Origin of the sequence: Pantoea sp. 22096 (assembly GCF_052045955.1) — a bacterium.
Taxonomy (GTDB): domain Bacteria; phylum Pseudomonadota; class Gammaproteobacteria; order Enterobacterales; family Enterobacteriaceae; genus Pantoea; species Pantoea alfalfae.
In genome coordinates, this window is sequence record NZ_JBQEPW010000013.1 from 1 (window position 1) to 26,026 (window position 26,026).

Sequence of the window (26,026 nt, forward strand, 5' to 3'; positions counted from 1 at the left end):
CCACAGTTCTACTTCCGTACAACTGACGTAACCGGCTCAGTAGAGCTGCCAGAAGGCGTTGAAATGGTCATGCCAGGCGACAACATCAAAATGGTTGTTACCCTGATCCACCCAATCGCAATGGACGAAGGTCTGCGCTTCGCAATCCGCGAAGGTGGCCGTACCGTTGGCGCGGGTGTTGTTGCTAAAGTTATCGCATAATTACCGATAACGTTTGACGCAATGCACACGGAAAGGGCATCATTTGATGCCCTTTTTGCACGCTGTTTCATAGAACCTGGCTCATCAGTGATTTTTTCGATCATAATCATTGCTGAGACAGGCTCTGTTATGCGGCGTTGGATACCGAGTTACGCCTCGAAAGCTCATTCGGTTTGGACGCCTCGCACTGCGGGGCAGAATAGTTTCTGAATTATTGTGGCAGGTTGGTTTATGAGTGCGAATACCGAAGCTCAAGGGAGCGGGCGTGGCCTGGAAGCGGTAAAGTGGGTAGGTGTTGTATTACTGCTGCTTGCAGCGATTGTAGGTAACTACCTCTATCGTGATGTGTCACTGCCACTGCGCGCGTTAGCCGTAGTTGTACTGATTGCAGCGGCTGGCGGCATTGCGCTTTTAACGACCAAAGGCAAAGCAACCGTGGCTTTTGCTCGTGAAGCAAGAACAGAAATGCGTAAGGTTATCTGGCCAACCCGCCAGGAAACGCTGCACACCACGTTAATCGTTGCCGCGGTTACTGCCGTGATGTCACTGATTTTGTGGGGGCTGGATGGTATTCTGGTCCGTCTGGTATCGTTTATCACTGGCCTGAGGTTCTGAGATGTCTGAAGCTCCAAAGAAACGCTGGTACGTCGTACAGGCGTTTTCCGGTTTTGAAGGCCGCGTAGCCCAATCGCTGCGCGAGCATATCAAATTGCACAACATGGAAGAGCTGTTTGGTGAAGTCATGGTCCCGACTGAAGAAGTCGTTGAAATCCGTGGTGGCCAGCGTCGTAAGAGTGAGCGCAAGTTTTTCCCGGGATACGTACTGGTTCAGATGGTGATGAATGACGCCAGCTGGCATTTAGTACGCAGCGTCCCGCGCGTGATGGGTTTCATCGGCGGTACCTCTGACCGTCCTGCACCTATCAGCGATAAAGAAGTTGATGCGATCATGAATCGTCTGCAGCAGGTCGGCGACAAGCCTCGTCCTAAAACGCTGTTTGAACCGGGTGAAATGGTTCGTGTTAATGACGGTCCGTTCGCTGACTTTAACGGTGTGGTTGAAGATGTGGATTACGAAAAGAGCCGCCTGACGGTATCCGTATCCATCTTTGGTCGTGCAACACCAGTTGAGCTCGACTTCGGTCAGGTGGAGAAAGGTTAACCTCTTTCCGCTCACAAATTAGCTGTTGCAGCAGGCGCGAAATTTAACTACAATTTCGCGCCTTTTGCTTTTATGCGCTGGCAACAGCGTATAAATCGTTATCACGGGGAGCCTTTACAGGCGCTATAACCCAATTGAGGAAATATCATGGCTAAGAAAGTCCAAGCCTACGTCAAGCTGCAGGTTGCAGCTGGTATGGCGAACCCAAGTCCACCGGTTGGTCCAGCTCTGGGTCAGCAGGGTGTTAACATCATGGAATTCTGTAAAGCGTTCAACGCTAAGACCGAATCTCTGGAAAAAGGTCTGCCGACTCCTGTTGTTATCACCGTATACAGCGACCGTTCTTTCACCTTCATTACCAAAACGCCTCCGGCTGCCGTACTGCTGAAAAAAGCAGCGGGCATCAAGTCAGGTTCTGGTAAGCCGAACAAAGATAAAGTCGGTAAAGTGACTCGTGCTCAGGTACGTGAAATCGCAGAAACCAAAGCTGCGGACATGACTGGTTCTGACGTTGAAGCGATGACTCGCTCAATCGAAGGTACTGCTCGTTCCATGGGCCTGGTAGTAGAGGACTAAGAAATGGCTAAGCTGACCAAGCGCATGACCGTAATTCGCGACAAAGTTGACGCGACCAAGCAGTATGACATTGCTGAAGCTGTTGCTCTGCTGAAAGAACTGGCAACTGCCAAGTTCGTTGAAAGCGTTGACGTTGCTGTCAACCTCGGCATCGATGCACGTAAATCTGATCAGAACGTTCGCGGCGCGACCGTTCTGCCACACGGTACTGGTCGTTCAGTACGTGTTGCTGTCTTCGCCCAGGGCGCTAACGCTGAAGCTGCTAAAGCAGCTGGCGCAGAGCTGGTAGGCATGGAAGACCTGGCTGATCAGATCAAGAAAGGCGAAATGAATTTTGACGTTGTTATTGCTTCTCCGGATGCAATGCGCGTTGTTGGCCAGCTGGGCCAGATTCTGGGTCCACGTGGCCTGATGCCAAACCCGAAAGTGGGTACTGTAACGCCTAACGTTGCTGAAGCGGTTAAGAACGCTAAAGCAGGTCAGGTTCGTTATCGTAACGACAAAAACGGCATCATCCACACTACCATCGGTAAAGTGGACTTTGACGCTGACAAACTGAAAGAAAACCTGGAATCTCTGCTGGTTGCGCTGAAAAAAGCTAAACCATCACAGGCTAAAGGCGTGTATATCAAGAAAGTCAGCCTTTCAACCACCATGGGCGCCGGCGTTGCCGTTGACCAGGCTGGTCTGAACGCAACAGCAAACTAATTGCTGCTTGAAACGGGCGAAAAATTCACCTAGAATCTTACGCCCGTTGTTCTGTTATTAGCAGAACAGGACACCAGAGAGCCAGAACCGACTGTTGCGTTTATCGCCATTCCCTCTGACTCTGCTGCGTCGCACAGAATTTAGGTTGGAGCCAGGCCTTATCCTGGCCTCCGTCCAAGACCGCAGGCGCTGTTTATCTCCGGGTATTCCGCTTAATCCCCTGCGTAGACGGTGACAGAACCAAAAGAATTTTTTCTTAGCTGGATTCTGCTCACCGTGTTCGAGCGCTTATTACCCCTCGGGGTGAGTAAGTGAAGTGAGTTCCGGGGAAATCCTTTCCCGGTCAAATCCAGGAGCAAAAGCTAATGGCATTAAATCTTCAAGACAAACAAGCGATTGTTGCTGAAGTCAGCGAAGTAGCCAAAGGTGCGCTTTCAGCGGTTGTTGCGGATTCCCGTGGCGTTACCGTTGATAAAATGACCGAACTGCGTAAAGCAGGCCGTGAAGCTGGCGTTTACATGCGTGTTGTTCGTAACACCCTGCTGCGCCGCGTCGTTGAAGGTACTCAGTTTGAGTGCCTGAAAGACACGTTTGTTGGTCCGACCCTGATTGCATATTCTATGGAACACCCGGGCGCTGCTGCTCGTCTGTTCAAAGATTTCGCGAAAGCGAATGCAAAATTTGAGGTCAAAGCTGCAGCCTTTGAAGGTGAGCTGATCACGGCGGCCAATATTGACCGTCTCGCAACGCTGCCGACCTACGAAGAAGCACTGGCACGTCTGATGTCGACCATGAAAGAAGCCGCTGCTGGCAAACTGGTCCGCACTCTGGCTGCTGTACGCGATGCAAAAGAAGCGGCTTAAGGCCTTATTCTTTTCTTCGTAACTGCTTACGTATAAACTTTTTCTGATTCTTAGGAACAATTGTCATGTCTATCACTAAAGACCAAATTCTGGAAGCTGTTGCAGCGATGTCCGTAATGGAAGTTGTTGAGCTGGTTTCTGCTATGGAAGAAAAATTCGGCGTTTCTGCTGCTGCTGCTGTAGCTGTTGCTGCGGGCCCGGCTGAAGCTGTTGAAGAAAAAACTGAATTCGACGTCGTACTGAAAGCTGTTGGCGCGAACAAAGTAGCCGTCATCAAAGCTGTACGTACTGCAACTGGTCTGGGCCTGAAAGAAGCCAAAGACCTGGTTGAAGCAACTGGCGTAATCAAAGAAGGCATCAGCAAAGATGACGCAGCTGCACTTGAAGCTGCTCTGAAAGAAGCTGGCGCTGAAGTTGAAGTTAAGTAAGACAGCCTTCGGGTTGCAGTCTGAGTAGTTTCAGGCTGATGGCTGGTGACTTTTTGGTCACCAGCCTTTTTGCGCTACAGGGTCTCAATGGGGTTTCACACTGTTTGTCCATTGTTGCTCTTCAATATCTTTCTCTATCGACGACTTAATATACCGCTTTCCTGTGCGGGTTCCCTGCCTTCTCAAAAGCGATGAAATGATTTAAGCGTGATAGAAAGAGGTATTGCACTGCTGCTGCGCAGCCAGTGAATCAAACAAAATCGTGTTGCATGAACTGTCCTGTCAGGACGGACAGCGTGGGTCGACTTGTCAGCTAGCTGAGGAACCCTATGGTTTACTCCTATACCGAGAAAAAACGTATTCGTAAGGATTTTGGTAAACGTCCGCAAGTACTGGACATACCTTATCTCCTTTCCATCCAGCTCGACTCGTTCCAGAAGTTTATCGAGCAAGATCCAGAAGGTCAGTACGGACTGGAAGCTGCATTCCGCTCTGTATTCCCTATTGCGAGCTACAGCGGCAACTCTGAGTTGCAGTATGTCAGCTACCGCCTGGGTGAACCTGTCTTTGACGTGAAAGAGTGTCAGATCCGTGGCGTGACCTATTCGGCACCGCTGCGCGTGAAACTGCGTCTGGTGATCTATGAGCGCGAAGCGCCAGAAGGCACCGTAAAAGACATTAAAGAACAAGAAGTCTACATGGGCGAAATCCCGCTCATGACCGACAACGGTACCTTTGTTATCAATGGTACCGAGCGCGTTATCGTTTCTCAGCTGCACCGTAGTCCCGGCGTGTTCTTTGATAGCGATAAGGGTAAAACCCACTCATCGGGTAAAGTGCTGTACAACGCACGTATCATCCCTTACCGCGGTTCATGGCTCGACTTTGAGTTTGACCCGAAAGATAACCTGTTTGTCCGTATTGACCGTCGTCGTAAGCTGCCGGCCACAATCATCCTGCGCGCGTTACAGTTCACTACACCTCAGATCCTCGATATTTTCTTCGAGAAAGTCGTGTTTGAAATCCGTGACAATAAGCTGCAGATGGAGCTGGTGCCTGAGCGCCTGCGCGGTGAAACCGCTACCTTCGATATTGAAGCGAACGGCACCGTCTACGTCGAAAAAGGTCGCCGCATTACTGCGCGCCATATTCGTCAGCTGGAAAAAGATGGCATTCAGCACATCGAAGTCCCGGTTGAATATATCGCGGGCAAAGTGGTCGCTAAAGATTACATCGATGAGAGCACCGGTGAGCTGATTGTTGCAGCGAACATGGAACTGTCGCTGGATCTGCTGGCTAAACTGAGCCAGTCCGGTCACAAGCGCATCGAAACGCTGTTCACCAACGATCTGGACCATGGTCCATATATGTCCGAGACCCTGCGTGTCGACCCAACCAGCGATCGCCTGAGCGCACTGGTTGAGATCTACCGCATGATGCGTCCTGGTGAGCCGCCAACACGCGAAGCTGCAGAGAACCTGTTTGAGAACCTGTTCTTCTCAGAAGATCGTTACGATCTTTCTGCGGTCGGTCGTATGAAGTTCAACCGCTCATTGCTGCGTGATGAAATCGAAGGTTCAGGCATCCTGAGCAAAGATGACATCATCGAAGTCATGAAGAAGCTGATCGACATCCGTAACGGTAAAGGCGAAGTGGACGATATCGACCACCTCGGTAACCGTCGTATTCGTTCAGTGGGTGAAATGGCTGAGAACCAGTTCCGTGTCGGTCTGGTACGTGTTGAGCGTGCGGTTAAAGAGCGTCTGTCTCTGGGCGACCTTGATACGCTGATGCCACAGGACATGATCAACGCGAAGCCGATTTCGGCTGCCGTGAAAGAGTTCTTTGGTTCAAGCCAGCTTTCTCAGTTTATGGATCAGAACAACCCGCTGTCAGAGATTACGCATAAACGTCGTATCTCTGCTCTCGGCCCGGGTGGTTTGACGCGTGAGCGTGCCGGTTTCGAAGTGCGTGACGTACACCCAACGCACTACGGTCGTGTCTGCCCAATCGAAACCCCTGAAGGTCCGAACATCGGTCTGATCAACTCCTTGTCTGTCTATGCACAGACCAATGAGTACGGTTTCCTTGAGACACCTTATCGCCGCGTTATTGACGGTCTGGTTTCTGACGAGATTCACTACCTCTCTGCTATCGAAGAGGGTAACTACGTTATCGCTCAGGCGAACGCCCCTCTGGATGACAACGGCGCATTTGTTGATGACCTGGTCACCTGCCGTAGTAAAGGCGAATCAAGTCTGTTCAGCCGCGATCAGGTTGACTACATGGACGTTTCCACCCAGCAGGTGGTTTCTGTCGGTGCATCCCTGATCCCGTTCCTGGAACACGATGACGCCAACCGCGCCCTGATGGGTGCGAACATGCAACGTCAGGCCGTTCCGACTCTGCGTGCTGATAAGCCGCTGGTTGGTACCGGTATGGAACGTGCTGTTGCCGTTGACTCCGGTGTAACAGCCGTGGCGAAACGTGGCGGTACCGTACAGTACGTCGACGCATCACGTATCGTTATCAAAGTTAACGAAGACGAAATGCATGCTGGCGAAGCCGGTATCGACATTTACAACCTGACCAAATATACCCGTTCTAACCAGAACACCTGCATCAACCAGATGCCATGTGTTTCTCTGGGTGAGCCGGTTGAGCGCGGCGACGTGCTGGCAGATGGCCCGTCCACCGATCTGGGTGAACTGGCACTGGGCCAGAACATGCGCGTAGCGTTCATGCCGTGGAACGGCTACAACTTCGAAGACTCCATCCTGGTCTCCGAGCGCGTGGTTCAGGAAGATCGCTTTACGACTATCCACATTCAGGAACTGGCTTGCGTGTCGCGTGACACCAAACTGGGGCCGGAAGAGATCACTGCTGATATCCCGAACGTGGGTGAAGCTGCACTCTCTAAACTGGATGAGTCAGGCATCGTCTACATCGGTGCTGAAGTGACCGGCGGCGACATTCTGGTTGGTAAGGTAACACCGAAAGGTGAAACCCAGCTGACGCCAGAAGAAAAACTGCTGCGCGCTATCTTCGGTGAGAAAGCCTCTGACGTGAAAGATTCGTCACTGCGCGTGCCGAATGGCGTGTCAGGTACCGTGATCGACGTTCAGGTCTTTACCCGCGATGGCGTGGAAAAAGACAAACGTGCGCTTGAAATCGAAGAGATGCAGCTGAAGCAGGCCAAAAAAGACCTGTCTGAAGAACTGCAGATTCTGGAAGCGGGCCTGTTCAGCCGTATCCAGAACGTACTGATTTCAGGTGGCGTTGAAGCAGACAAACTGGACAAGCTGCCGCGCGAGCGCTGGCTGGAACTGGGTCTGACTGACGAAGCCAAGCAAAACCAGCTGGAGCAGCTGGCAGAGCAGTACGACGAACTGAAGCACGAGTTTGAGAAAAAACTCGAAGGTAAGCGTCGTAAGATCACCCAGGGCGATGATCTGGCACCAGGCGTGCTGAAAATCGTTAAGGTTTATCTGGCTGTTAAGCGTCAGATTCAGCCGGGTGACAAAATGGCAGGCCGTCACGGTAACAAAGGTGTTATCTCCAAGATCAACCCGATCGAAGATATGCCTTACGATGAAAACGGTACGCCGGTTGACATCGTTCTGAACCCGCTGGGCGTACCATCGCGTATGAACATCGGTCAGATTCTGGAAACGCACCTGGGTATGGCAGCGAAAGGTATCGGCGAGAAAATTAACGCCATGCTGAAGAAGCAGGAAGAAGTCGCGAAGCTGCGCGAATTCATCCAGCGCGCCTATGACCTGGGTACCGATCTGCGTCAGCGAGTTGATCTGAACACCTTCTCCGATGACGAAGTACTGCGTCTGGCTGAGAACCTGAAGAAAGGTATGCCAATCGCCACGCCGGTGTTTGATGGTGCGAAAGAGAGCGAGATCAAAGAGCTGCTGCAGCTCGGCGGCCTGCCTTCTTCCGGTCAGATTACCCTGTTTGACGGCCGTACCGGTGAGCAGTTCGAACGTCAGGTAACCGTTGGCTACATGTACATGCTGAAACTTAACCACCTGGTTGATGACAAGATGCATGCACGTTCTACCGGTTCCTACAGCCTGGTTACTCAGCAGCCGCTGGGTGGTAAGGCGCAGTTCGGTGGTCAGCGCTTTGGTGAGATGGAAGTATGGGCACTGGAAGCATACGGTGCCGCGTATACCCTGCAGGAAATGCTTACCGTTAAGTCTGATGACGTCAACGGCCGTACCAAGATGTATAAAAACATCGTTGACGGTAACCATCAGATGGAACCGGGCATGCCGGAATCCTTCAACGTACTGTTGAAAGAGATTCGCTCGCTGGGTATCAACATCGAGCTGGAAGACGAGTAACCCCTTTTCATGCGGCTTACCGCCGCCTGAAAGCGCAGGGTTTAAAGCGCTCGCAATTGTACTGGTTACGGGGCGTTCAATTTCGGTTGGACGCCCCCTGAGTCTCACTCCGACGGGAGCTAATCCGTGAAAGACTTACTTAAGTTTCTGAAAGCGCAAACTAAGACCGAAGAGTTTGATGCGATCAAAATTGCGCTGGCTTCGCCAGACATGATCCGTTCCTGGTCTTTTGGTGAAGTGAAAAAGCCAGAAACCATTAACTACCGTACTTTTAAGCCAGAGCGCGATGGTCTGTTCTGTGCCCGTATCTTCGGGCCGGTAAAGGACTATGAGTGCCTGTGCGGCAAGTATAAGCGCCTCAAACACCGTGGTGTGATTTGTGAGAAGTGCGGCGTTGAAGTGACCCAGACTAAAGTACGCCGTGAGCGTATGGGCCACATCGAACTGGCGTCGCCGACTGCGCACATCTGGTTCCTGAAGTCACTGCCATCGCGTATCGGCTTACTGCTGGATATGCCACTGCGTGACATCGAGCGCGTGCTCTACTTTGAATCTTACGTGGTAATCGAAGGTGGCATGACCAACCTCGAGAAGCGTCAGATCCTGACTGAAGAGCAGTACCTTGACGCTCTGGAAGAGTTCGGTGACGAGTTCGACGCCAAAATGGGCGCCGAAGCAATCCAGGCCCTGTTGAAAAACATGGATCTGGAGCAGGAGTGCGAGCAGCTGCGTGAAGAGCTGAACGAAACTAACTCCGAAACCAAACGTAAAAAACTGACTAAACGCATCAAGCTGCTGGAAGCGTTCGTCCAGTCTGGCAACAAGCCAGAGTGGATGATCCTGACCGTGCTGCCTGTTCTGCCACCGGACCTGCGTCCGCTGGTACCGCTGGATGGTGGTCGTTTCGCCACGTCGGATCTGAACGATCTGTATCGTCGCGTGATCAACCGTAACAACCGTCTGAAGCGCCTGCTGGATCTGGCTGCGCCAGATATCATCGTGCGCAACGAAAAGCGTATGTTGCAGGAAGCGGTCGATGCACTGCTGGACAACGGTCGTCGCGGTCGTGCGATCACCGGTTCCAACAAGCGTCCGCTGAAATCGCTGGCTGACATGATCAAAGGTAAGCAGGGTCGTTTCCGTCAGAACCTGCTGGGTAAACGTGTCGACTATTCTGGTCGTTCGGTTATCACCGTTGGTCCATACCTGCGTCTGCATCAGTGCGGTCTGCCGAAGAAAATGGCACTCGAACTGTTTAAACCGTTCATTTACGGCAAGCTGGAACTGCGTGGCCTGGCCACCACCATCAAAGCCGCGAAGAAAATGGTTGAGCGCGAAGAAGCCGTTGTCTGGGATATCCTCGACGAAGTGATCCGTGAGCACCCGGTTCTGCTGAACCGTGCGCCTACGCTGCACCGTCTGGGTATTCAGGCCTTTGAACCGGTTCTGATTGAAGGTAAAGCGATCCAGCTGCACCCGCTGGTTTGTGCGGCTTATAACGCCGACTTCGATGGTGACCAGATGGCTGTTCACGTACCGCTGACGCTGGAAGCCCAGCTGGAAGCGCGTGCGCTGATGATGTCGACCAACAACATCCTGTCACCTGCGAACGGCGAGCCAATCATCGTTCCTTCTCAGGACGTTGTACTGGGTCTGTATTACATGACCCGTGACTGTGTTAACGCCAAAGGCGAAGGCATGGTGCTGACTGGCCCGAAAGAAGCTGAGCGTATTTATCGCGCCGGCCTCGCCTCTCTGCATGCTCGCGTTAAGGTGCGTATCACCGAACACGAGAAGAATGAGCAGGATGAGTGGGTTGCTAAAACCAGCATCATCGATACTACGATTGGCCGTGCCATCCTGTGGATGATCGTGCCAAAAGGTCTGCCTTTCTCCATCGTTAACCAGGCGCTGGGCAAAAAAGCTATCTCCAAAATGCTTAACACCTGTTACCGCATTCTGGGCCTGAAGCCGACCGTTATCTTTGCTGACCAGACCATGTACACCGGTTTCGCTTACGCTGCCCGTTCAGGCGCGTCAGTCGGTATCGACGACATGGTTATTCCAGAGAAGAAAGTGGAAATCATCACCGAAGCGGAAGCAGAAGTGGCTGAGATCCAGGAGCAGTTCCAGTCTGGTCTGGTAACCGCAGGCGAACGTTATAACAAAGTCATCGATATCTGGGCCGCAGCCAACGAACGTGTTGCCAAGGCGATGATGGAAAACCTCTCTACCGAAGTCGTGATTAACCGCGACGGCGAAGAAGAGCGTCAGGTTTCCTTTAACAGCATCTTTATGATGGCTGACTCCGGTGCGCGTGGTTCTGCTGCACAGATTCGTCAGCTGGCCGGTATGCGTGGTCTGATGGCGAAGCCAGATGGCTCCATCATCGAAACACCAATCACGGCGAACTTCCGTGAAGGGTTGAACGTACTCCAGTACTTCATCTCAACCCACGGTGCACGTAAAGGCCTGGCGGATACCGCACTGAAAACAGCGAACTCCGGTTATCTGACGCGTCGTCTGGTTGACGTTGCCCAGGATCTGGTAGTTACCGAAGATGACTGTGGTACACACGAAGGCATCATGATGACGCCTGTCATTGAAGGTGGCGACGTTAAAGAGCCACTGCGTGAACGTGTACTGGGCCGTGTGACTGCTGAAGACGTTCTGAAGCCGGGTACTGCTGATATTCTGGTCCCACGCAACACGCTGCTCGATGAGCACTGGTGTGACGTGCTGGAACTGAACTCAGTCGACAGCCTGAAAGTCCGCTCGGTGGTAGGTTGTGAAACCGATTTTGGTGTGTGCGCGCATTGCTACGGTCGCGACCTGGCACGTGGTCACATCATCAACAAAGGTGAAGCGATCGGTGTTATCGCGGCACAGTCCATCGGTGAGCCAGGTACACAGCTGACGATGCGTACGTTCCACATCGGTGGTGCGGCATCACGTGCGGCTGCTGAATCCAGCATTCAGGTGAAGAACAAAGGTACCATCAAGCTGACCAACGCCAAGTCGGTAACGAACTCGGCAGGCAAGCTGGTGATCACCTCGCGTAACGTTGAACTGAAAATGATCGACGAATTTGGTCGTACCAAAGAGAGCTATAAAGTTCCTTACGGTTCTACCATGGCGAAAGGTGATGGTGAGCAGGTTGCAGCGGGCGAAACCGTCGCAAACTGGGATCCGCATACCATGCCAGTTATCACCGAAGTGGGCGGTTTCATTCGCTTCACGGATATGGTTGATGGCCAGACGATTACCCGTCAGACAGATGATTTAACCGGTCTGTCTTCACTGGTGGTTCTGGACAGTGCTGAACGTACTGCAGGCGGTAAAGATCTGCGTCCTGCGCTGAAAATTGTTGATGCCAACGGCAACGACGTTCTGATCCCGGGCACCGACATGCCGGCTCAGTACTTCCTGCCAGGTAAAGCGATTGTTCAGCTGGAAGATGGCGTTAAGATCAGTGCCGGTGACACGTTAGCGCGTGTTCCACAGGAATCTGGCGGTACCAAGGATATTACCGGTGGTCTGCCACGCGTTGCTGATCTGTTCGAAGCGCGTCGTCCGAAAGAGCCAGCTATTCTGGCGGAGATCAGCGGCATCATCTCCTTCGGTAAAGAGACCAAAGGTAAGCGTCGTCTGGTCATTACTCCGCTGGATGGCAGTGAGCCATACGAAGAGATGATTCCGAAATGGCGTCAGCTGAACGTGTTCGAAGGTGAACGTGTTGAGCGCGGTGACGTGGTTTCCGATGGCCCAGAGTCTCCACATGACATCCTGCGCTTGCGTGGCGTGCATGCGGTGACCCGTTACATCACTAACGAAGTGCAGGAAGTTTACCGTCTGCAGGGCGTTAAGATTAACGATAAGCACATCGAAGTCATCGTTCGTCAGATGCTGCGTAAAGCAACCATCGTGAGCGCAGGAAGTGCAGACTTCCTGGAAGGTGAGCAGGCTGAATTCTCTCGCATCAAGATCTCTAACCGTGATCTGGAAGCGAACGGAAAAGTCGGCGCAACCTTCATGCGTGACCTGCTGGGTATTACCAAAGCGTCACTGGCAACCGAATCGTTCATCTCTGCAGCCTCGTTCCAGGAGACCACACGTGTCCTGACCGAAGCAGCAGTAGCAGGCAAGCGCGATGAACTGCGCGGCCTGAAAGAGAACGTCATCGTGGGTCGTCTGATCCCAGCCGGTACCGGTTATGCGTACCATCAGGATCGTATGCGCCGCAAAGCGGCAGGTGAAGTTCCGGTTGCACCGCTGGTGACTGCGGATGAAGCCTCAGCCAGCCTGGCTGAACTGTTGAACGCCGGTCTCGGCGGCAACAAAGACGATTAATCGTCCTTTGCCTGATAAAAACCCTGCCTCGGCAGGGTTTTTTTTTGTCTCAGATTCAGCCATTCCAGTCACTGCGGCTGATACCAATATCTTTCAGCTGACTGTCGCTTAACTTCGACAGGATGAGGCGTGTCTCACGCCGCAGCTGCCAGCGTTTGTAACTGCGCCACAGATAACGAACCAGGTGGTAAGGCGTGCCTGTAAACGGTTTAGCTGCGCGATTCTCGTCATATCCCATGATAGTGCCCTCAGTGAAGTGTCTGAGAACCATTTTCAGTGGATCGCTCTGTATGATACAGACGCAAAAATCACTTTTATTTAACATACAGATTGCCGTCAGTACGATCTGAATGGTAAAAAAGAGTCGGAACTGTACTGGTTATTGCTCAGCCTCTGAGCCTGTGGAGATACAATGACCCGCTATGAACATCTGGCTACGCTGCTGGCTCAGCGTATCGAACAAGGCTTATATCGCAGCGGTGAGCGCCTGCCTTCAGTACGCAGTCTGAGTACGGAGCATGGCGTCAGTATCAGTACCGTGCAGCAGGCTTATCATCTGCTGGAAGAGAAGCAGATGATTACGCCGCAGTCGCGCTCCGGCTATTTTGTGGCGTCACGCAAAGCAACGCCGCCGATCCCGGCGCTGACCCGCCCCGCACAGCGGCCGGTTGAGGTGACACAGTGGGATGCGGTGCTGGAGCTGATTAACAGCCGTCTGGAAGATGATGTTTTGCAGCTGGGCAGCGGCATGCCCGATCTGACCCAGCCGACGCTTAAGCCACTGTGGAAAGCTTTCAGCCGCCAGGCGCAGAAGCAGGACATGGCGCTGCTGAATTATGACAGTCTATATGGTGTGCTCGCTTTGCGGCAACAGGTTGCACGGCTGGCGATAGACAGCGGCTGCCAGCTCACCGCCGATGACATTGTCATTACTACCGGCTGTCATGAAGCATTATCGGTCGCCGTACGTGCAGTCTGCGAGCCGGGGGATATCATTGCCGTTGAATCACCGTCGTTTCACGGCATTATGCAAACTCTGCGCGGCTTTGGCATTCGTGCCATCGAGATCCCAACCGATGCAGTCACCGGCATCAGTCTGGAAGCGCTGGAGCTGGCCTTTGATCAATGGCCGATTAAAGCGGTTGTTGTTGTGCCGAACTGCAATAATCCGCTGGGATTTATCATGTCTGAGCCGCGTAAGCGGGCTTTGCTGGTGCTGGCGCAGCGGTTTGACGCGGCAGTGATTGAAGATGATGTCTATGGTGAGTTAGCCTGGGAATATCCGCGTCCGCCTACCATCAAATCGCTGGATCTCGATGGCCGGGTGCTGCTGTGCAGCTCCTTTTCGAAAACGCTGGCGCCAGGTTTACGCGTTGGCTGGGTTGCACCAGGCCGCTATCGTGACCGCGTGCTGCACATGAAATATATCGTCACCGGCTCCACCGCCACACAGCCTCAGCATGCGGTCTCCGAGTTTATCCGTCAGGGCCATTATCAGCCTCATCTGCGCCGGATGCGGCAACTCTATCATCGTAACTATGAAACTTTTAGCTGCTGGGTACGCCACTACTTTCCCTGCGGCATCTGCGTTTCCCGTCCTCAGGGCGGTTTTCTGATGTGGATAGAACTTCCCGAAGCGTTTGATGCGGTTCGTCTTAACCGGGAACTGCGCGAGTCAAAAATTCAGATTGCTGTGGGTTCACTGTTTTCAGCGTCGGGGAAATACCGTAACTGTCTGCGCTTAAACTACGGGCTGCCGATCAACGAGCAGACTGAACAGGCGCTGGCGCGGGTGGGTGCGGCCGTCGAGCGCGCCATGCTCTCGTGCCAGCATGAGACCCAGGCTTCAGCCTCCACGCTCGCATAGCGAAGAGAAGAAGCAGGGCCGGCAAGAGGAGGGATCCGGCCCTGGTCAGATAACCTTAACCTGACGGATGCCACGTTAAAGTTTTGGATCACAGCACGCCAGCGGCAACATGCACCTTTGCGCGGCACTTTCCCGGAATAATGCTGGCTTTACCGATTTTGCAGCCGCTATGCGCGACAGGTTCCATAAATGCTTAGTCGCCTGGTCCTGCCAGCGCCAGAAGGGTGCGCGTTGCGGCACGCCAGTCATCTGCCTGAGTAATCGCACTCACCACAGCAATACTGCCGACGCCGGTGGCCAGCACCTCGGGTGCCCGCGCAATCGAGATACCACCAATCGCCACGGTGGGAATATGCGTCAGCCGTGTCAGATGCCGTTTCAGCTGCTCAATGCCCTGCGGCGAAGAAGGCATCTCTTTGGTCTGCGTCGGGAAAATATGCCCAAGTGCGATGTAAGAGGGCTGGATTGCCAGAGCGCGATCCAGTTCCGCATCGTCATGGGTGGAGAGCCCCAGACGCAATCCTGCCTGATGAATGCGAGCAAGATCGGCGACATCGAGATCCTCCTGACCCAGATGTACGCCATAAGCCTGATGTTTAATCGCCAGCTGCCAGTAGTCATTGATAAACAGGCGGGCGTCGTAGCGTTTACCTAACGCAATCGCCTGAGCAATGGCGGGTTCGGCGACCTCATCAGGCCGATCTTTGATGCGCAACTGCATCGTGCGAACGCCCGTTTCAAGCAGGCGTTCGATCCACTCGGGGCTATCAACCACCGGATAAAGTCCCAGGCGCGGGACGGTAGCGGGAAATGCGGGCATCGTTACTCCTCCTTAATGGCATCGGCGGGGTGATAGAGCTCACCGCCGCGGCTGCGGAAACGATCTGACACCTGCGCCATGCCCACTTCAACCGGCTCGGCACGGGCATCCTGGCGTGTCGCAAACTCGCGCACCTCCTGGGAAATTTTCATCGAGCAGAATTTAGGGCCGCACATTGAGCAGAAATGGGCCACTTTGCCTGACTCCTGCGGCAGGGTTTCATCATGCATTGCCCGCGCCGTATGGGGATCCAGCGCAAGGTTAAACTGATCTTCCCAGCGGAATTCAAAGCGTGCTTTAGACATGGCGTTATCACGGATCTGCGCTCCAGGGTGGCCTTTCGCCAGATCGGCAGCATGCGCTGCGATTTTGTAGGTGATCAATCCCTGCTTCACGTCCTCTTTGTTCGGCAGACCCAGATGCTCTTTGGGCGTGACGTAGCACAGCATGGCACAACCAAACCAGCCAATCATGGCGGCACCGATACCCGAGGTGAAATGGTCGTAGCCGGGCGCGATATCAGTGGTCAGCGGCCCAAGCGTGTAGAAGGGAGCTTCATTGCACAGATCGAGCTGTTCAGTCATATTACGGCGGATCATATGCATCGGCACATGTCCCGGACCTTCAATCATCACCTGAACGTCATACTCCCAGGCAATACGCGTCAGTTCGCCCAGGGTACGCAGTTCGGCAAACTGCGCCTCATCGTTGGCATCCTGAATGGAACCCGGACGCAGACCATCGCCCAGCGACAGGGAGACATCGTAAGCGGCGCAGATTTCACAAATCTCGCGGAAGTGCTCATACAGGAAGCTCTCCTGATGGTGGGACAGGCACCATTTCGCCATGATCGAGCCACCCCGCGAGACAATTCCCGTGAGGCGTTTCGCCGTCATCGGGACATAACGCAGCAGTACGCCCGCGTGAATAGTGAAGTAATCGACGCCCTGTTCCGCCTGCTCCAGCAGCGTGTCCCGGAATATTTCCCAGTTCAGCGCCTCGGCCACGCCATTCACTTTTTCCAGCGCCTGATAGATCGGCACGGTCCCGATGGGCACCGGGCTGTTTCGCAAAATCCATTCTCGCGTTTCATGAATATAGCGACCGGTAGAGAGATCCATCACCGTGTCGGCACCCCAGCGGGTCGACCACACCAGCTTTTCTACTTCTTCCTCGATAGAAGAGGTGACTGCCGAGTTACCGATGTTGGCATTGACCTTGACGAGGAAGTTACGGCCAATGATCATCGGCTCCGATTCAGGATGATTGATATTGGCAGGGATAATGGCGCGTCCGTCAGCGACCTCCTGACGGACAAACTCGGGTGTGATATCGGCGGGCAGATGCGCGCCAAAACTGTGCCCCGGATGCTGTTGCAGCAGCACCTCACTGCGGATTCGCTCACGGCCCATGTTTTCCCGCAGGGCGATGAACTCCATCTCCGGGGTAATCATGCCCTGACGGGCATAGTGCAGTTGCGTGACACGGCGGCCTGCACGGGCGCGTCGCGGTGTTGGCAGGTGATCGAAGCGCAGATGATCCAGCCCCTCGTCAGCCAGTCGCTGCTGGGTATAGCCCGAGCTGTTCTGCTCAAGAAGCTCACTGTCGTCGCGTTCAGCAATCCAGCGTGCGCGCAGCTTTTCCAGACCGCGATGCACATCAATCTGTGCCGCGGGATCGCCATACGCACCTGCCGTATCATAGACCGGCACCGCTTCATTTTGCTCATAGAGAGGCTGTTCTTTGCTGCCGCCGATATGGGTCGGGCTTAGGGTGATTTCACGCATCGGCACGCGAATATCTTCCCGGCTACCGGTAATCCAGACGCGACGGGACTGAGGAAAAGCACTGCCGCTTTGCAGGGAATCGATAAATTCCTGCGCCTGGGTACGCTGTTCACGACGGGACATTTTTGGGTCAGACATAGCAATCTTCCTGTTAAGGGGGAACGATGCTTGTCCGGAGTTCGGAAGGAGTAACCGTATAGACAGCACAGGCATGCTGGCATACAGAGAAGTTTTACTCTTGTTCCCTACGCAGGTTCTAACCTGGTCAGGTTCCGCGGATCCCGAATTAACGGTCTCAGCCCAACTGGGCACTCCGACAAGAAGCGGTTTTTTCGCGGGTGTCTGATAACAGACTCGGGCGTAAAAACCTCACATTTCAAAGCTAAAATAAAAAAGGTTCTTTGGAGAGCGCTCCTCAGAACCTGTTCAGCATAAAAGGGCTACAGGATAATCTCAAGCCCTTTGCCATTGTTAACCACTAAGCCGGACGCGCGATTTGGCTGTCATTCGCCACTGGTGGCGTAGCAAGCTGGTTATCCCAGGCCAGCTGAATCAGCTTATCTTCCAGCGTAAAGCGTGATTCCAGCACTTCACCCACTTCGGAGAGAGCCTGCTGGAAGGTCATGCAGTTTTCATCGTCAATGGCCTGCTGCAGGTGACCGTCATACAGCTGCATCAGACGCTCAGTGTTTGCCTCCAGCGGAGGATAGATCTGCGCGGCGGCGATCATCGGGCTGTCGCCACTCATTTCACTGATCACGCGCTCATAGATACTGAAGTGACCGGCAGAAAGATAGTCGACCAGGCCGTGACAGAAGTTGTCGAGTGCCTGCTCATCAAGACGCGTCAGCGCCTCTTTTTTAGGTTTAAGACCGACCAGGTGATAATAGGTCACCAGTAGCTGGCGACGCGCTTCAAGCCACGAATCGACCAGTTCATTACTGCCACCTACGCGTTCAGCCAGGACGTCTAACTGGTTAAGCATATCTAACTCCATGTGAGTTATAGTTGTTTATCTACACACTTAACATCAGGGCTTCAGCGTGCGAGTTGACGCTAAGGATGACGAAATAAATGCAATGCGAAATCTCAAGCGTAGACGCTGGATGGTGGATTGTCAGCCATGAACAAAAACTTTGGTTGCCACAAGGTGATTTACCCCACGGAAACGCCGAAAAATTCGGTTTAACTGGCAGTAAGGCCCGGACCATTGGTGAATGGCAGGGCGAAAAAGTCTGGCTGATTTGTGAGCCGCGTTCCTCCGATATGTTCTCCGTGCGACAGCTGATCGATCAGGATGTGGCGCTGTTTCAGCTGGTGGGTCGCGGTGTACAGCTGGCGGAGTTCTACCGCTCTCATCGCTGGTGCGGCTACTGCGGACATGAGATGCACCACAGCAAACATGAATTTGCCTGTCTCTGCAGTCATTGCCGTGAGCGTTACTATCCGCAGATCGCGCCCTGCATCATTGTGGCTATCCGTCGCGGCGATGAAATCCTGCTGGCGAATCATGCCCGCCATCGCAACAAGGTCTACACCGTGCTGGCCGGTTTTGTGGAGGTCGGCGAGACGCTGGAGCAGGCCGTTGCCCGGGAAGTGATGGAAGAGAGCAATATCCGCGTCAAAAACGTCCGTTACGTGACCTCCCAGCCTTGGCCCTTCCCGCAATCGCTGATGACGGCGTTCATGGCGGAGTATGACAGCGGCGATCTGCAACATGACGGTAAAGAGCTGCTGGATGCCGCCTGGTTCCGTTTTGATGCGCTGCCTTTGCTGCCACCGCCAGGCACGGTAGCGCGCCGCCTGATTGAAGATACCGTCGCCCTGTGCCGCGCCGAAGCGTGAAAGTGCTACACTACACGCCTGTTATTGAGAGAGTGTTGAGATGAGTGAACTGAAGAACGATCGTTATTTGCGTGCCCTGTTACGTCAGCCGGTTGATGTCACGCCGGTATGGATGATGCGACAAGCCGGGCGCTATTTGCCGGAGTACAAAGCGACACGCGCCCAGGCGGGTGATTTCATGTCGCTGTGTAAAAACGCCGAGCTGGCCTGTGAAGTGACCCTGCAGCCGCTGCGCCGTTATCCGCTGGATGCCGCCATCCTCTTCAGTGACATCCTGACCATTCCGGATGCGATGGGACTGGGTCTCTACTTTGAAACCGGCGAAGGCCCGCGTTTCTCTAATCCTGTGACCTGCCGCGCTGACGTTGAGCGTTTGCCGGTGCCCGATCCTGAAATGGAGCTGGGCTATGTGATGAATGCGGTCCGCACCATCCGTAAAAACCTGAATGGCGATCTGCCGCTGATTGGCTTCTCAGGCAGTCCGTGGACGCTGGCCACCTACATGGTGGAAGGCGGCAGCAGTAAGGCCTTTACTAAAATTAAGAAGATGATGTATGCCGATCCGGCGACGCTGCACGCGATGCTGGATAAGCTGGCCGACAGCGTCATCCTCTATCTCAACGCTCAGATCCGCGCCGGAGCGCAGTCCGTCATGGTCTTTGATACCTGGGGCGGCGTGCTGACCGGTCGTGACTATCGCGAATTCTCCCTGCACTACATGCACAAGATTGTCGATGGCCTGCTGCGTGAAAACGACGGCCGCCGCGTGCCGGTGACGCTCTTTACCAAAGGCGGCGGACAGTGGCTGGAAGCGATGGCTGCCACCGGTTGTGATGCGCTGGGTCTCGACTGGACCACCGATATTGATGATGCACGCCGCCGCGTAGGCGACAAAGTTGCGCTGCAGGGCAACATGGATCCCTCTATGCTCTATGCGGCACCTGAACGTATCGAGCAGGAGGTGGCCGGTATTCTGGAGCGTTTTGGCTCAGGCACTGGTCATGTCTTTAATCTGGGGCATGGCATTCATCAGGACGTTCCGCCCGAAAATGCCGGTGTCTTTGTTGATGCTGTGCATCGTTTATCGCGTCCCTGGCATCAGGAGTAATTATGGACATTGCCGCACTTCGCGCTGAGCAGTTACAACGCGCCGCTGACGTGGTGCGTGAAGATGACTTTGACGTTCTGCCGCCCCGCTTTATTGGCGGGGCAGACGTTGGGTTTGAGCAGGACGGCACCGTCACGCGGGCGGCGATGGTGATACTGGAATATCCCTCGTTAAAACTGGTGGAGCATCGCATCGCGCGCGTTGAGACCACCATGCCCTATATTCCGGGCTTTCTCTCCTTCCGTGAATATCCGGCGCTGATGGCTGCCTGGCAGATGCTGGAGCAAAAGCCTGATCTGTTGTTTGTGGATGGACACGGTATTTCGCATCCAAGACGGCTGGGCGTCGCATCGCATTTTGGCCTGCTGGTCGATGTGCCCACTATTGGTGTTGCGAAAAGTCGTCTCTGCGGGCGTTTTGACGATCTGGATGCGCAGCCTGGCAGCCGTCAGCCGCTGATCGACAAAGGTGAGCAGATAGGCTGGGTATGGCGCAGCAAGCTGCGTTGTAATCCGCTGTTTGTCGCCACCGGTCATCGTGTCAGCCTGGATACGGCGCTGCAGTGGGTCGAAAACTGTACGCGCGGTTACCGGTTGCCGGAACCTACCCGCTGGGCCGATGCGGTTGCCTCTAACCGAACCGCTTTCCAGCGCTGGCAAAACGCGCTTTAACACTGTTTGTGTTGCGGTTTTGCAGTTACACTGCGGCCAGAGAAACGAATAAGAGCCACCTTTATGTTACAGAACCCCGTTCATCTGCGTCTGGCGAAGCTGGAAAGCTGGCAGCACCTGACTTTTATGGCCTGCCTGTGCGAACGCATGTATCCCAACTATCGCGCATTCTGCGAGCAGACTGAATTTGCCGATCCGGCACTCTATCGCCGGATTCTTGATCTGATCTGGGAAAACCTGACGGTCAAAGATGCGAAGATTAACTTCGACAGCCAGCTGGAAAAACTCGAAGCCGCCATTCCTGATGGCGATGCATTTGAGGTTTACGGCGTTTATCCGGCTATCGATGCCTGTGTGGCATTAAGCGAAGTCGTTCATGCGCAGCTGAGCGGCGAAACGCTTGAGCATGCTATTGAAGTCAGCGAGACCTCAATTACCACCGTCGCTATGCTGGAGATGACCCAGGCTGGACGCGAAATGACCGATGAAGAGCTGCGTGAAAACCCGGCTATCATCGATGAGTGGGACCTCCAGTGGGAGATTTTCCGTCTGCTGGCGGAGTGTGAAGAGCGCGACCTTGAATTGATTAAAGGTCTGCGATCTGACCTGCGTGAAGCGGGAATTAGTAACATCGGTATAAATTTCCAGCAGTAAGGCGATAAAACGTGACTTCAGGCCCGAATTAGCGCGCCTGAAGGCTTCACATTGGCCCCCTGTCTGGTCTACATTTGGGGGGCTGAAAATTGTGGCTATCGGTGCGTGCAGGCAGAAGAGTGCCAGAATATGGCTTTTCCCTCGCACTCGTTGCTTAGCAAGCGATAAATACACTTTAAGGATAACTTATGAACAAGACTCAACTGATTGATGTGATCGCAGAAAAAGCTGACCTGTCTAAAACCCAGGCAAAGGCAGCGCTGGAATCTACTCTGGCTGCGATCACTGAGTCTCTGAAAGATGGTGATGCTGTACAACTGGTTGGTTTTGGTACTTTTAAAGTGAACCACCGCGCTGAGCGTACCGGTCGTAACCCGCAGACTGGCAAAGAGATTAAAATCGCTGCAGCAAACGTACCGGCATTCGTGTCTGGTAAAGCGCTGAAAGACGCCGTTAAGTAAGACGTCGCACTGCGGTTAAGCTTTAAAACAGGGGGCGTTTCGCCCCTTTTGTTTTTAAGAGGCCAGCCATCATGATTCCGCTGTTACCGCGTTTATCTGTTCTGTTTCTCTCTCTGTTTCTTTTCGGCTGCAGCTCGACTCCGGATATACCTCCCTTTTCTGCCAGTGGCTATCTTGCCGATCGTGGTGTTGTTCGTATCTGGCGCAAAAATAGCGACCATCAGTCAGTTCATATCCGCACCCTCTATACGCCGTTCAGTGGCGGTGAAGGTGAAGTGACTGACTATGTCTGGCTGGAAGAGTCATTGATCAGCATTCAGCGCCAGGTGAAGGGCAAACAACCTGACGATGTAACCCTGCGCTTCGACCAGGCGGGTGGTCTCAACTTTATGCAGCGCCAGCTTGCAGGCCGGCGTGAAGCGGTCAGCCCGGATGCGGTTGAACTCTATAAGTTTGATGCCGAGCGCATGCGTAACCTCAGCGATGCGCTGTTAAGCGGTCAGGTGTTCCTGAAACAGGGACACTGGCTGGGAAACAATGTGCTGGAGAATTGTGAAGGCCAGCAGGTCAGACCCGCTTTTGATGCTGACGAGGTGCAGATGCTGACACAGCAGCAGCGTAGCGCATCGGCACCGCTGATGGTGTCATGGCTTGAAGCACCTGAAGGAATTCAGTTGTTGCGGGTCAGTCAGAAGGATGACTGCTCACAGCAGCCGACAGAAGACGATATGTGAAGTGAAAAGGGGGCACCAGGTGCCCCCTTCGCTTATTTGCGGTTAATAGCGCGGTAGCCGATATCGCGGCGACAGAAACTGCCCTGCCATGAAATTGGCTTTGTCAGCTCGTAAGCCCGCTTTTGTGCCGCAGCGACATCGTCACCCAGCGCAGTGACGCACAGCACACGGCCACCGTTCGTCAGCACCCGATCCTCTTCCAGACGTGTTCCGGCGTGGAATACCTTGCCGTCGGCAACCTCTTCCAGTGGCAGCCCATGAATCTGATCGCCCTGAGCGTAATTACCCGGATAACCGCCTGCCGCCAGTACCACACCCAGCGCAGGACGGGGATCCCATTGTGACTTTTTCTGATCCAGCTTACCGTCACAGGCAGCCAGGCAAAGATCGACCAGATCCGACTGAAGGCGCAGCATGATCGGCTGCGTTTCCGGATCGCCGAAGCGGCAGTTAAATTCGATTACTTTCGGCTGCCCGGTGTGGTCGATCATCAGACCGGCATAGAGGAAACCGGTGTAGACGTTGCCTTCTGCGGCCATGCCACGCACGGTTGGCCAGATAACCTGATCCATCACGCGCTGGTGGATCTCATCGGTGACAACCGGAGCCGGTGAGTAGGCCCCCATACCACCGGTGTTCGGACCAGTGTCGCCATCGCCGACGCGTTTGTGATCCTGGCTGGTGGCCATCGGCAGTACATGCTCGCCGTCTACCATCACGATGAAGCTGGCTTCTTCGCCATCCAGAAACTCTTCAATCACAATGCGGTGTCCGGCATCGCCAAACGCGTTACCGGCCAGCATATCCTGAACCGCATCCTCAGCTTCCTGCAGCGTCATTGCGACAATCACGCCTTTACCTGCGGCCAGGCCGTCGGCTTTAATAACGATGGGCGCACCTTTCTCACGCAAATATGCGAGAGCAGGCTCAACGTCGGTAAAGTTCTGATACGCCGCGCTGGGGATCTGGTGACGTGCCAGAAAATCTTTGGTGAAGGCTTTAGAGCCTTCCAGCTGTGCCGCGGCCTGCGTCGGACCAAAGATAGCCAGCCCTGCCTTACGGAAGGCATCCACGACGCCAATCACCAGCGGCGCTTCCGGCCCGACAATCGTCAGATCGATCTTTTCACGCTGGGCAAATTCAAGCAGGGCAGGGACATCTGTCGCACTGATCGCGACGTTCTGCAGCGCAGGCTCTAATGCGGTGCCCGCATTACCTGGCGCGACAAATACGGTTTCCGCCAGTGGCGACTGGGCCGCTTTCCAGGCCAGAGCATGTTCACGTCCGCCATTGCCGATTACTAAAATTTTCATTTGTTACTCTCCAGAACGATTAATGGCGGAAGTGGCGCATGTCGGTGAAGATCATCGCAATGTCATGCTCATCGGCTGCCGCAATCACTTCTTCATCGCGGATGGAGCCACCTGGCTGGATAACGCAGCTCACGCCTGCCGCGGCGGCGGCATCAATACCATCGCGGAACGGGAAGAAGGCATCTGACGCCATGGCTGAGCCTTTCACTTCCAGACCTTCATCGGCTGCTTTAATACCCGCAATTTTAGCGGAGTAGACGCGGCTCATCTGACCCGCGCCAATGCCGATAGTCATGTTGTCGCGTGCATACACAATGGCATTGGACTTAACGAACTTCGCGACTTTCCAGCAGAACAGCGCATCACGCAGCTCCTGTTCTGTTGGCTGGCGCTTGCTGACTACACGCAGCTGGCTGGCGTCCACCATGCCGAGATCACGATCCTGGACCAGCAGGCCGCCATTGACGCGTTTAAAATCCAGCGCGGCAGTGCGGTTTTGCCACTGGCCGCAGATCAGGACACGAACATTCTGTTTCGCAGCGGTAATTTTTAGCGCGGCTTCGGAAACGGCAGGCGCGATGATCACCTCAACAAACTGGCGGCTGATAATCGCCTGTGCCGTCGCTTCATCCAGCTCGCGGTTAAAGGCAATGATGCCGCCGAACGCGGAGGTCGGGTCGGTCTGGTAAGCACGCTCATAGGCTGCCAGCAGATTGTCACCGGTCGCGACACCACAGGGGTTAGCATGCTTAACAATGACGCAGGCGGGTTCACTGAACTCTTTAACGCATTCCAGTGCCGCATCCGTGTCAGCAATATTGTTATAGGAGAGCGCTTTGCCCTGAACCTGCTGCGCGGTCGCTACTGACGCTTCAGTAATGTTCTCTTCTATATAGAAGGCAGCATCCTGATGGCTGTTCTCGCCGTAACGCATATCCTGCTTCTTAATGAAGTTCAGATTCAGGGTACGCGGGAAACGGCCAGCGGGCTGATTGCGTTCACCGTGATAGGCCGGCACCAGGGTACCGAAGTAGTTAGCGATCATGCTGTCATAGGCGGCGGTATGTTCGAAGGCTTTGATGGCCAGATCGAAACGGGTCTCAAGCGTCAGCGCGTTCTCATGCGCATCCATTTCAGCAATGATGGCGTCGTAGTCACCGCTGCTGACCACAATGGCGACATCTTTATGGTTCTTGGCAGCAGAGCGCACCATGGTCGGGCCACCGATGTCGATGTTTTCCACCGCCTCTTCCAGTGAACATCCTTCACGGGCGACCGTCTGTGCAAAGGGATAGAGGTTAACGACCACCATGTCGATTGGGCTGATGTCGTGCTGCGCCATGATGGCATCATCCTGGCCGCGACGACCCAGAATGCCGCCATGCACTTTCGGATGCAGGGTTTTGACGCGTCCATCCATCATTTCCGGGAAACCGGTGTAGTCAGAGACTTCAGTAACAGCCAGACCCGCATCCGCCAGAAGGCGAGCGGTTCCACCTGTGGAGAGCAGTTCGACACCGTGACTTGAGAGCGACTGAGCAAATTCGAGGATACCGGCTTTGTCAGAGACACTGAGCAATGCGCGGCGTACAGGACGAGGTTGTTGCATGGTGGTTTATCCCTTGGCTTTGTTTCGCGTATATAAGAGCGTTACGTCAGGCTTTACAGCGGTTTTCTCTTCTGTATAAGAAGAAAAGATCAAAAACCTCAGGTAACGCCCCGAAAAGGGGTGTCCGGAATATTGCCGGCATTGTAGCGAAAACGTTTGCGTGATGCTCGCCTAAATTCATTCAGCCTGCTCTGTGTGGATAACATTGTGCGTAACTGCGTATAACAGCGGCTTTTGCTGTGGAATGCAGCGAACGCTCTTTTTTATGCAATTTATGGGTTGCGACTCTCCGGCAACTCCCTATAATGCGCATCCATCAACACGGCACACCGGAAACGGGAAACGGGTTGAAGGTTCAGGAGACTGACCCGCCGGAGAAAAACTTCTGAAATAGAGGTTGACTCTGCAGGAGGAAAGCGTAATATACGCCACCTCGCGACAGGACGCTAACGCACTGTTCGCACTGCTCTTTAACAATTTATCAGACAATCTGTGTGGGCACTCGCAGGAT

General features: G+C 54.0%; 21 protein-coding genes, 1 pseudogene and 1 riboswitch. Of the genes and pseudogenes, 16 read left to right on the top strand and 6 right to left on the bottom strand.

Going from position 1 to position 26,026, the window contains the following annotated elements:
• The 9 genes and pseudogenes from tuf to rpoC all read left to right on the top strand — a co-directional run.
• Window positions 1-201: pseudogene (gene tuf / locus ACTJKZ_RS21005) on the top strand (elongation factor Tu); the annotation flags it as partial.
• A gap of 231 nt (window positions 202-432) precedes the next feature.
• Window positions 433-816, top strand: a complete 384-nt coding sequence (gene secE, locus ACTJKZ_RS21010) for a preprotein translocase subunit SecE (protein ID WP_013359731.1) — start codon at window positions 433-435, stop codon at window positions 814-816.
• 1 nt (window position 817) lies between these two features.
• Complete coding sequence (nusG, locus tag ACTJKZ_RS21015; RefSeq protein ID WP_013359732.1) at window positions 818-1,363, top strand: transcription termination/antitermination protein NusG; 546 nt, start codon at window positions 818-820, stop codon at window positions 1,361-1,363.
• Window positions 1,364-1,510: 147 nt separating this feature from the next.
• Entirely contained in the window at window positions 1,511-1,939 is a 429-nt protein-coding gene (gene rplK, locus ACTJKZ_RS21020; RefSeq protein WP_006121495.1) for a 50S ribosomal protein L11, read from the top strand.
• Between the two features lie 3 nt (window positions 1,940-1,942).
• On the top strand, window positions 1,943-2,647 hold the full coding sequence (gene rplA / locus ACTJKZ_RS21025; RefSeq protein ID WP_010261038.1) for a 50S ribosomal protein L1: 705 nt from the start codon (window positions 1,943-1,945) through the stop codon (window positions 2,645-2,647).
• A 365-nt stretch (window positions 2,648-3,012) separates the two neighbouring features.
• On the top strand, window positions 3,013-3,510 hold the full coding sequence (rplJ, locus tag ACTJKZ_RS21030; protein ID WP_003848098.1) for a 50S ribosomal protein L10: 498 nt from the start codon (window positions 3,013-3,015) through the stop codon (window positions 3,508-3,510).
• Window positions 3,511-3,575: 65 nt separating this feature from the next.
• Window positions 3,576-3,938, top strand: coding sequence for a 50S ribosomal protein L7/L12 (gene rplL, locus ACTJKZ_RS21035; protein WP_009092660.1), 363 nt, complete (start codon window positions 3,576-3,578; stop codon window positions 3,936-3,938).
• Window positions 3,939-4,267: 329 nt separating this feature from the next.
• A complete protein-coding gene (gene rpoB / locus ACTJKZ_RS21040; protein ID WP_013359733.1) occupies window positions 4,268-8,296 on the top strand; it encodes a DNA-directed RNA polymerase subunit beta in 4,029 nt (1,342 codons plus the stop codon).
• A gap of 126 nt (window positions 8,297-8,422) precedes the next feature.
• Complete coding sequence (rpoC, locus tag ACTJKZ_RS21045) at window positions 8,423-12,646, top strand: DNA-directed RNA polymerase subunit beta' (RefSeq protein ID WP_440830010.1); 4,224 nt, start codon at window positions 8,423-8,425, stop codon at window positions 12,644-12,646.
• Between the two features lie 55 nt (window positions 12,647-12,701).
• Here the strand turns inward: rpoC and ACTJKZ_RS21050 are convergent, their stop codons facing one another.
• A complete protein-coding gene (locus ACTJKZ_RS21050; RefSeq protein ID WP_033734941.1) occupies window positions 12,702-12,884 on the bottom strand; it encodes a DUF1127 domain-containing protein in 183 nt (60 codons plus the stop codon).
• Between the two features lie 174 nt (window positions 12,885-13,058).
• On the opposite strand from ACTJKZ_RS21050, the gene ACTJKZ_RS21055 reads away from it, so the two are divergent.
• Window positions 13,059-14,513, top strand: a complete 1,455-nt coding sequence (locus ACTJKZ_RS21055) for a PLP-dependent aminotransferase family protein (RefSeq protein WP_440830011.1) — start codon at window positions 13,059-13,061, stop codon at window positions 14,511-14,513.
• A 193-nt stretch (window positions 14,514-14,706) separates the two neighbouring features.
• Here the strand turns inward: ACTJKZ_RS21055 and thiE are convergent, their stop codons facing one another.
• The 3 genes from thiE to rsd form a co-directional block, all read right to left on the bottom strand.
• Window positions 14,707-15,333, bottom strand: a complete 627-nt coding sequence (thiE, locus tag ACTJKZ_RS21060; protein ID WP_161736283.1) for a thiamine phosphate synthase — start codon at window positions 15,331-15,333, stop codon at window positions 14,707-14,709.
• Between the two features lie 2 nt (window positions 15,334-15,335).
• Entirely contained in the window at window positions 15,336-17,258 is a 1,923-nt protein-coding gene (gene thiC, locus ACTJKZ_RS21065; protein WP_285086733.1) for a phosphomethylpyrimidine synthase ThiC, read from the bottom strand.
• Between the two features lie 87 nt (window positions 17,259-17,345).
• A riboswitch (TPP riboswitch) is annotated at window positions 17,346-17,446 on the bottom strand.
• 152 nt (window positions 17,447-17,598) lie between these two features.
• Window positions 17,599-18,105: a sigma D regulator gene (rsd, locus tag ACTJKZ_RS21070; protein WP_161736285.1), complete on the bottom strand. Its 507-nt coding sequence runs from the start codon at window positions 18,103-18,105 to the stop codon at window positions 17,599-17,601.
• An 89-nt stretch (window positions 18,106-18,194) separates the two neighbouring features.
• Here rsd and nudC point away from each other — a divergent pair, with 89 nt between their 5' ends.
• The 6 genes from nudC (at window position 18,195) to ACTJKZ_RS21100 (ending at window position 22,593) form a co-directional block, all read left to right on the top strand.
• Window positions 18,195-18,965, top strand: a complete 771-nt coding sequence (gene nudC, locus ACTJKZ_RS21075; protein WP_161736286.1) for an NAD(+) diphosphatase — start codon at window positions 18,195-18,197, stop codon at window positions 18,963-18,965.
• A 40-nt stretch (window positions 18,966-19,005) separates the two neighbouring features.
• Complete coding sequence (gene hemE, locus ACTJKZ_RS21080; RefSeq protein WP_013359742.1) at window positions 19,006-20,073, top strand: uroporphyrinogen decarboxylase; 1,068 nt, start codon at window positions 19,006-19,008, stop codon at window positions 20,071-20,073.
• A 2-nt stretch (window positions 20,074-20,075) separates the two neighbouring features.
• Window positions 20,076-20,744, top strand: a complete 669-nt coding sequence (nfi, locus tag ACTJKZ_RS21085; RefSeq protein WP_161736287.1) for a deoxyribonuclease V — start codon at window positions 20,076-20,078, stop codon at window positions 20,742-20,744.
• A 63-nt stretch (window positions 20,745-20,807) separates the two neighbouring features.
• Complete coding sequence (locus tag ACTJKZ_RS21090) at window positions 20,808-21,398, top strand: YjaG family protein (protein ID WP_013359744.1); 591 nt, start codon at window positions 20,808-20,810, stop codon at window positions 21,396-21,398.
• 188 nt (window positions 21,399-21,586) lie between these two features.
• Window positions 21,587-21,859 (top strand): nucleoid-associated protein HU-alpha, encoded by a 273-nt coding sequence (hupA, locus tag ACTJKZ_RS21095; protein WP_003850136.1) that lies wholly within the window; start codon window positions 21,587-21,589, stop codon window positions 21,857-21,859.
• Between the two features lie 71 nt (window positions 21,860-21,930).
• A complete protein-coding gene (locus tag ACTJKZ_RS21100; protein WP_161736288.1) occupies window positions 21,931-22,593 on the top strand; it encodes a DUF1481 domain-containing protein in 663 nt (220 codons plus the stop codon).
• A gap of 32 nt (window positions 22,594-22,625) precedes the next feature.
• Here the strand turns inward: ACTJKZ_RS21100 and purD are convergent, their stop codons facing one another.
• Window positions 22,626-23,906, bottom strand: a complete 1,281-nt coding sequence (gene purD, locus ACTJKZ_RS21105; protein ID WP_161736289.1) for a phosphoribosylamine--glycine ligase — start codon at window positions 23,904-23,906, stop codon at window positions 22,626-22,628.
• A gap of 19 nt (window positions 23,907-23,925) precedes the next feature.
• Window positions 23,926-25,515, bottom strand: a complete 1,590-nt coding sequence (purH, locus tag ACTJKZ_RS21110; protein WP_440830012.1) for a bifunctional phosphoribosylaminoimidazolecarboxamide formyltransferase/IMP cyclohydrolase — start codon at window positions 25,513-25,515, stop codon at window positions 23,926-23,928.
• Window positions 25,516-26,026 lie beyond the last annotated feature (511 nt).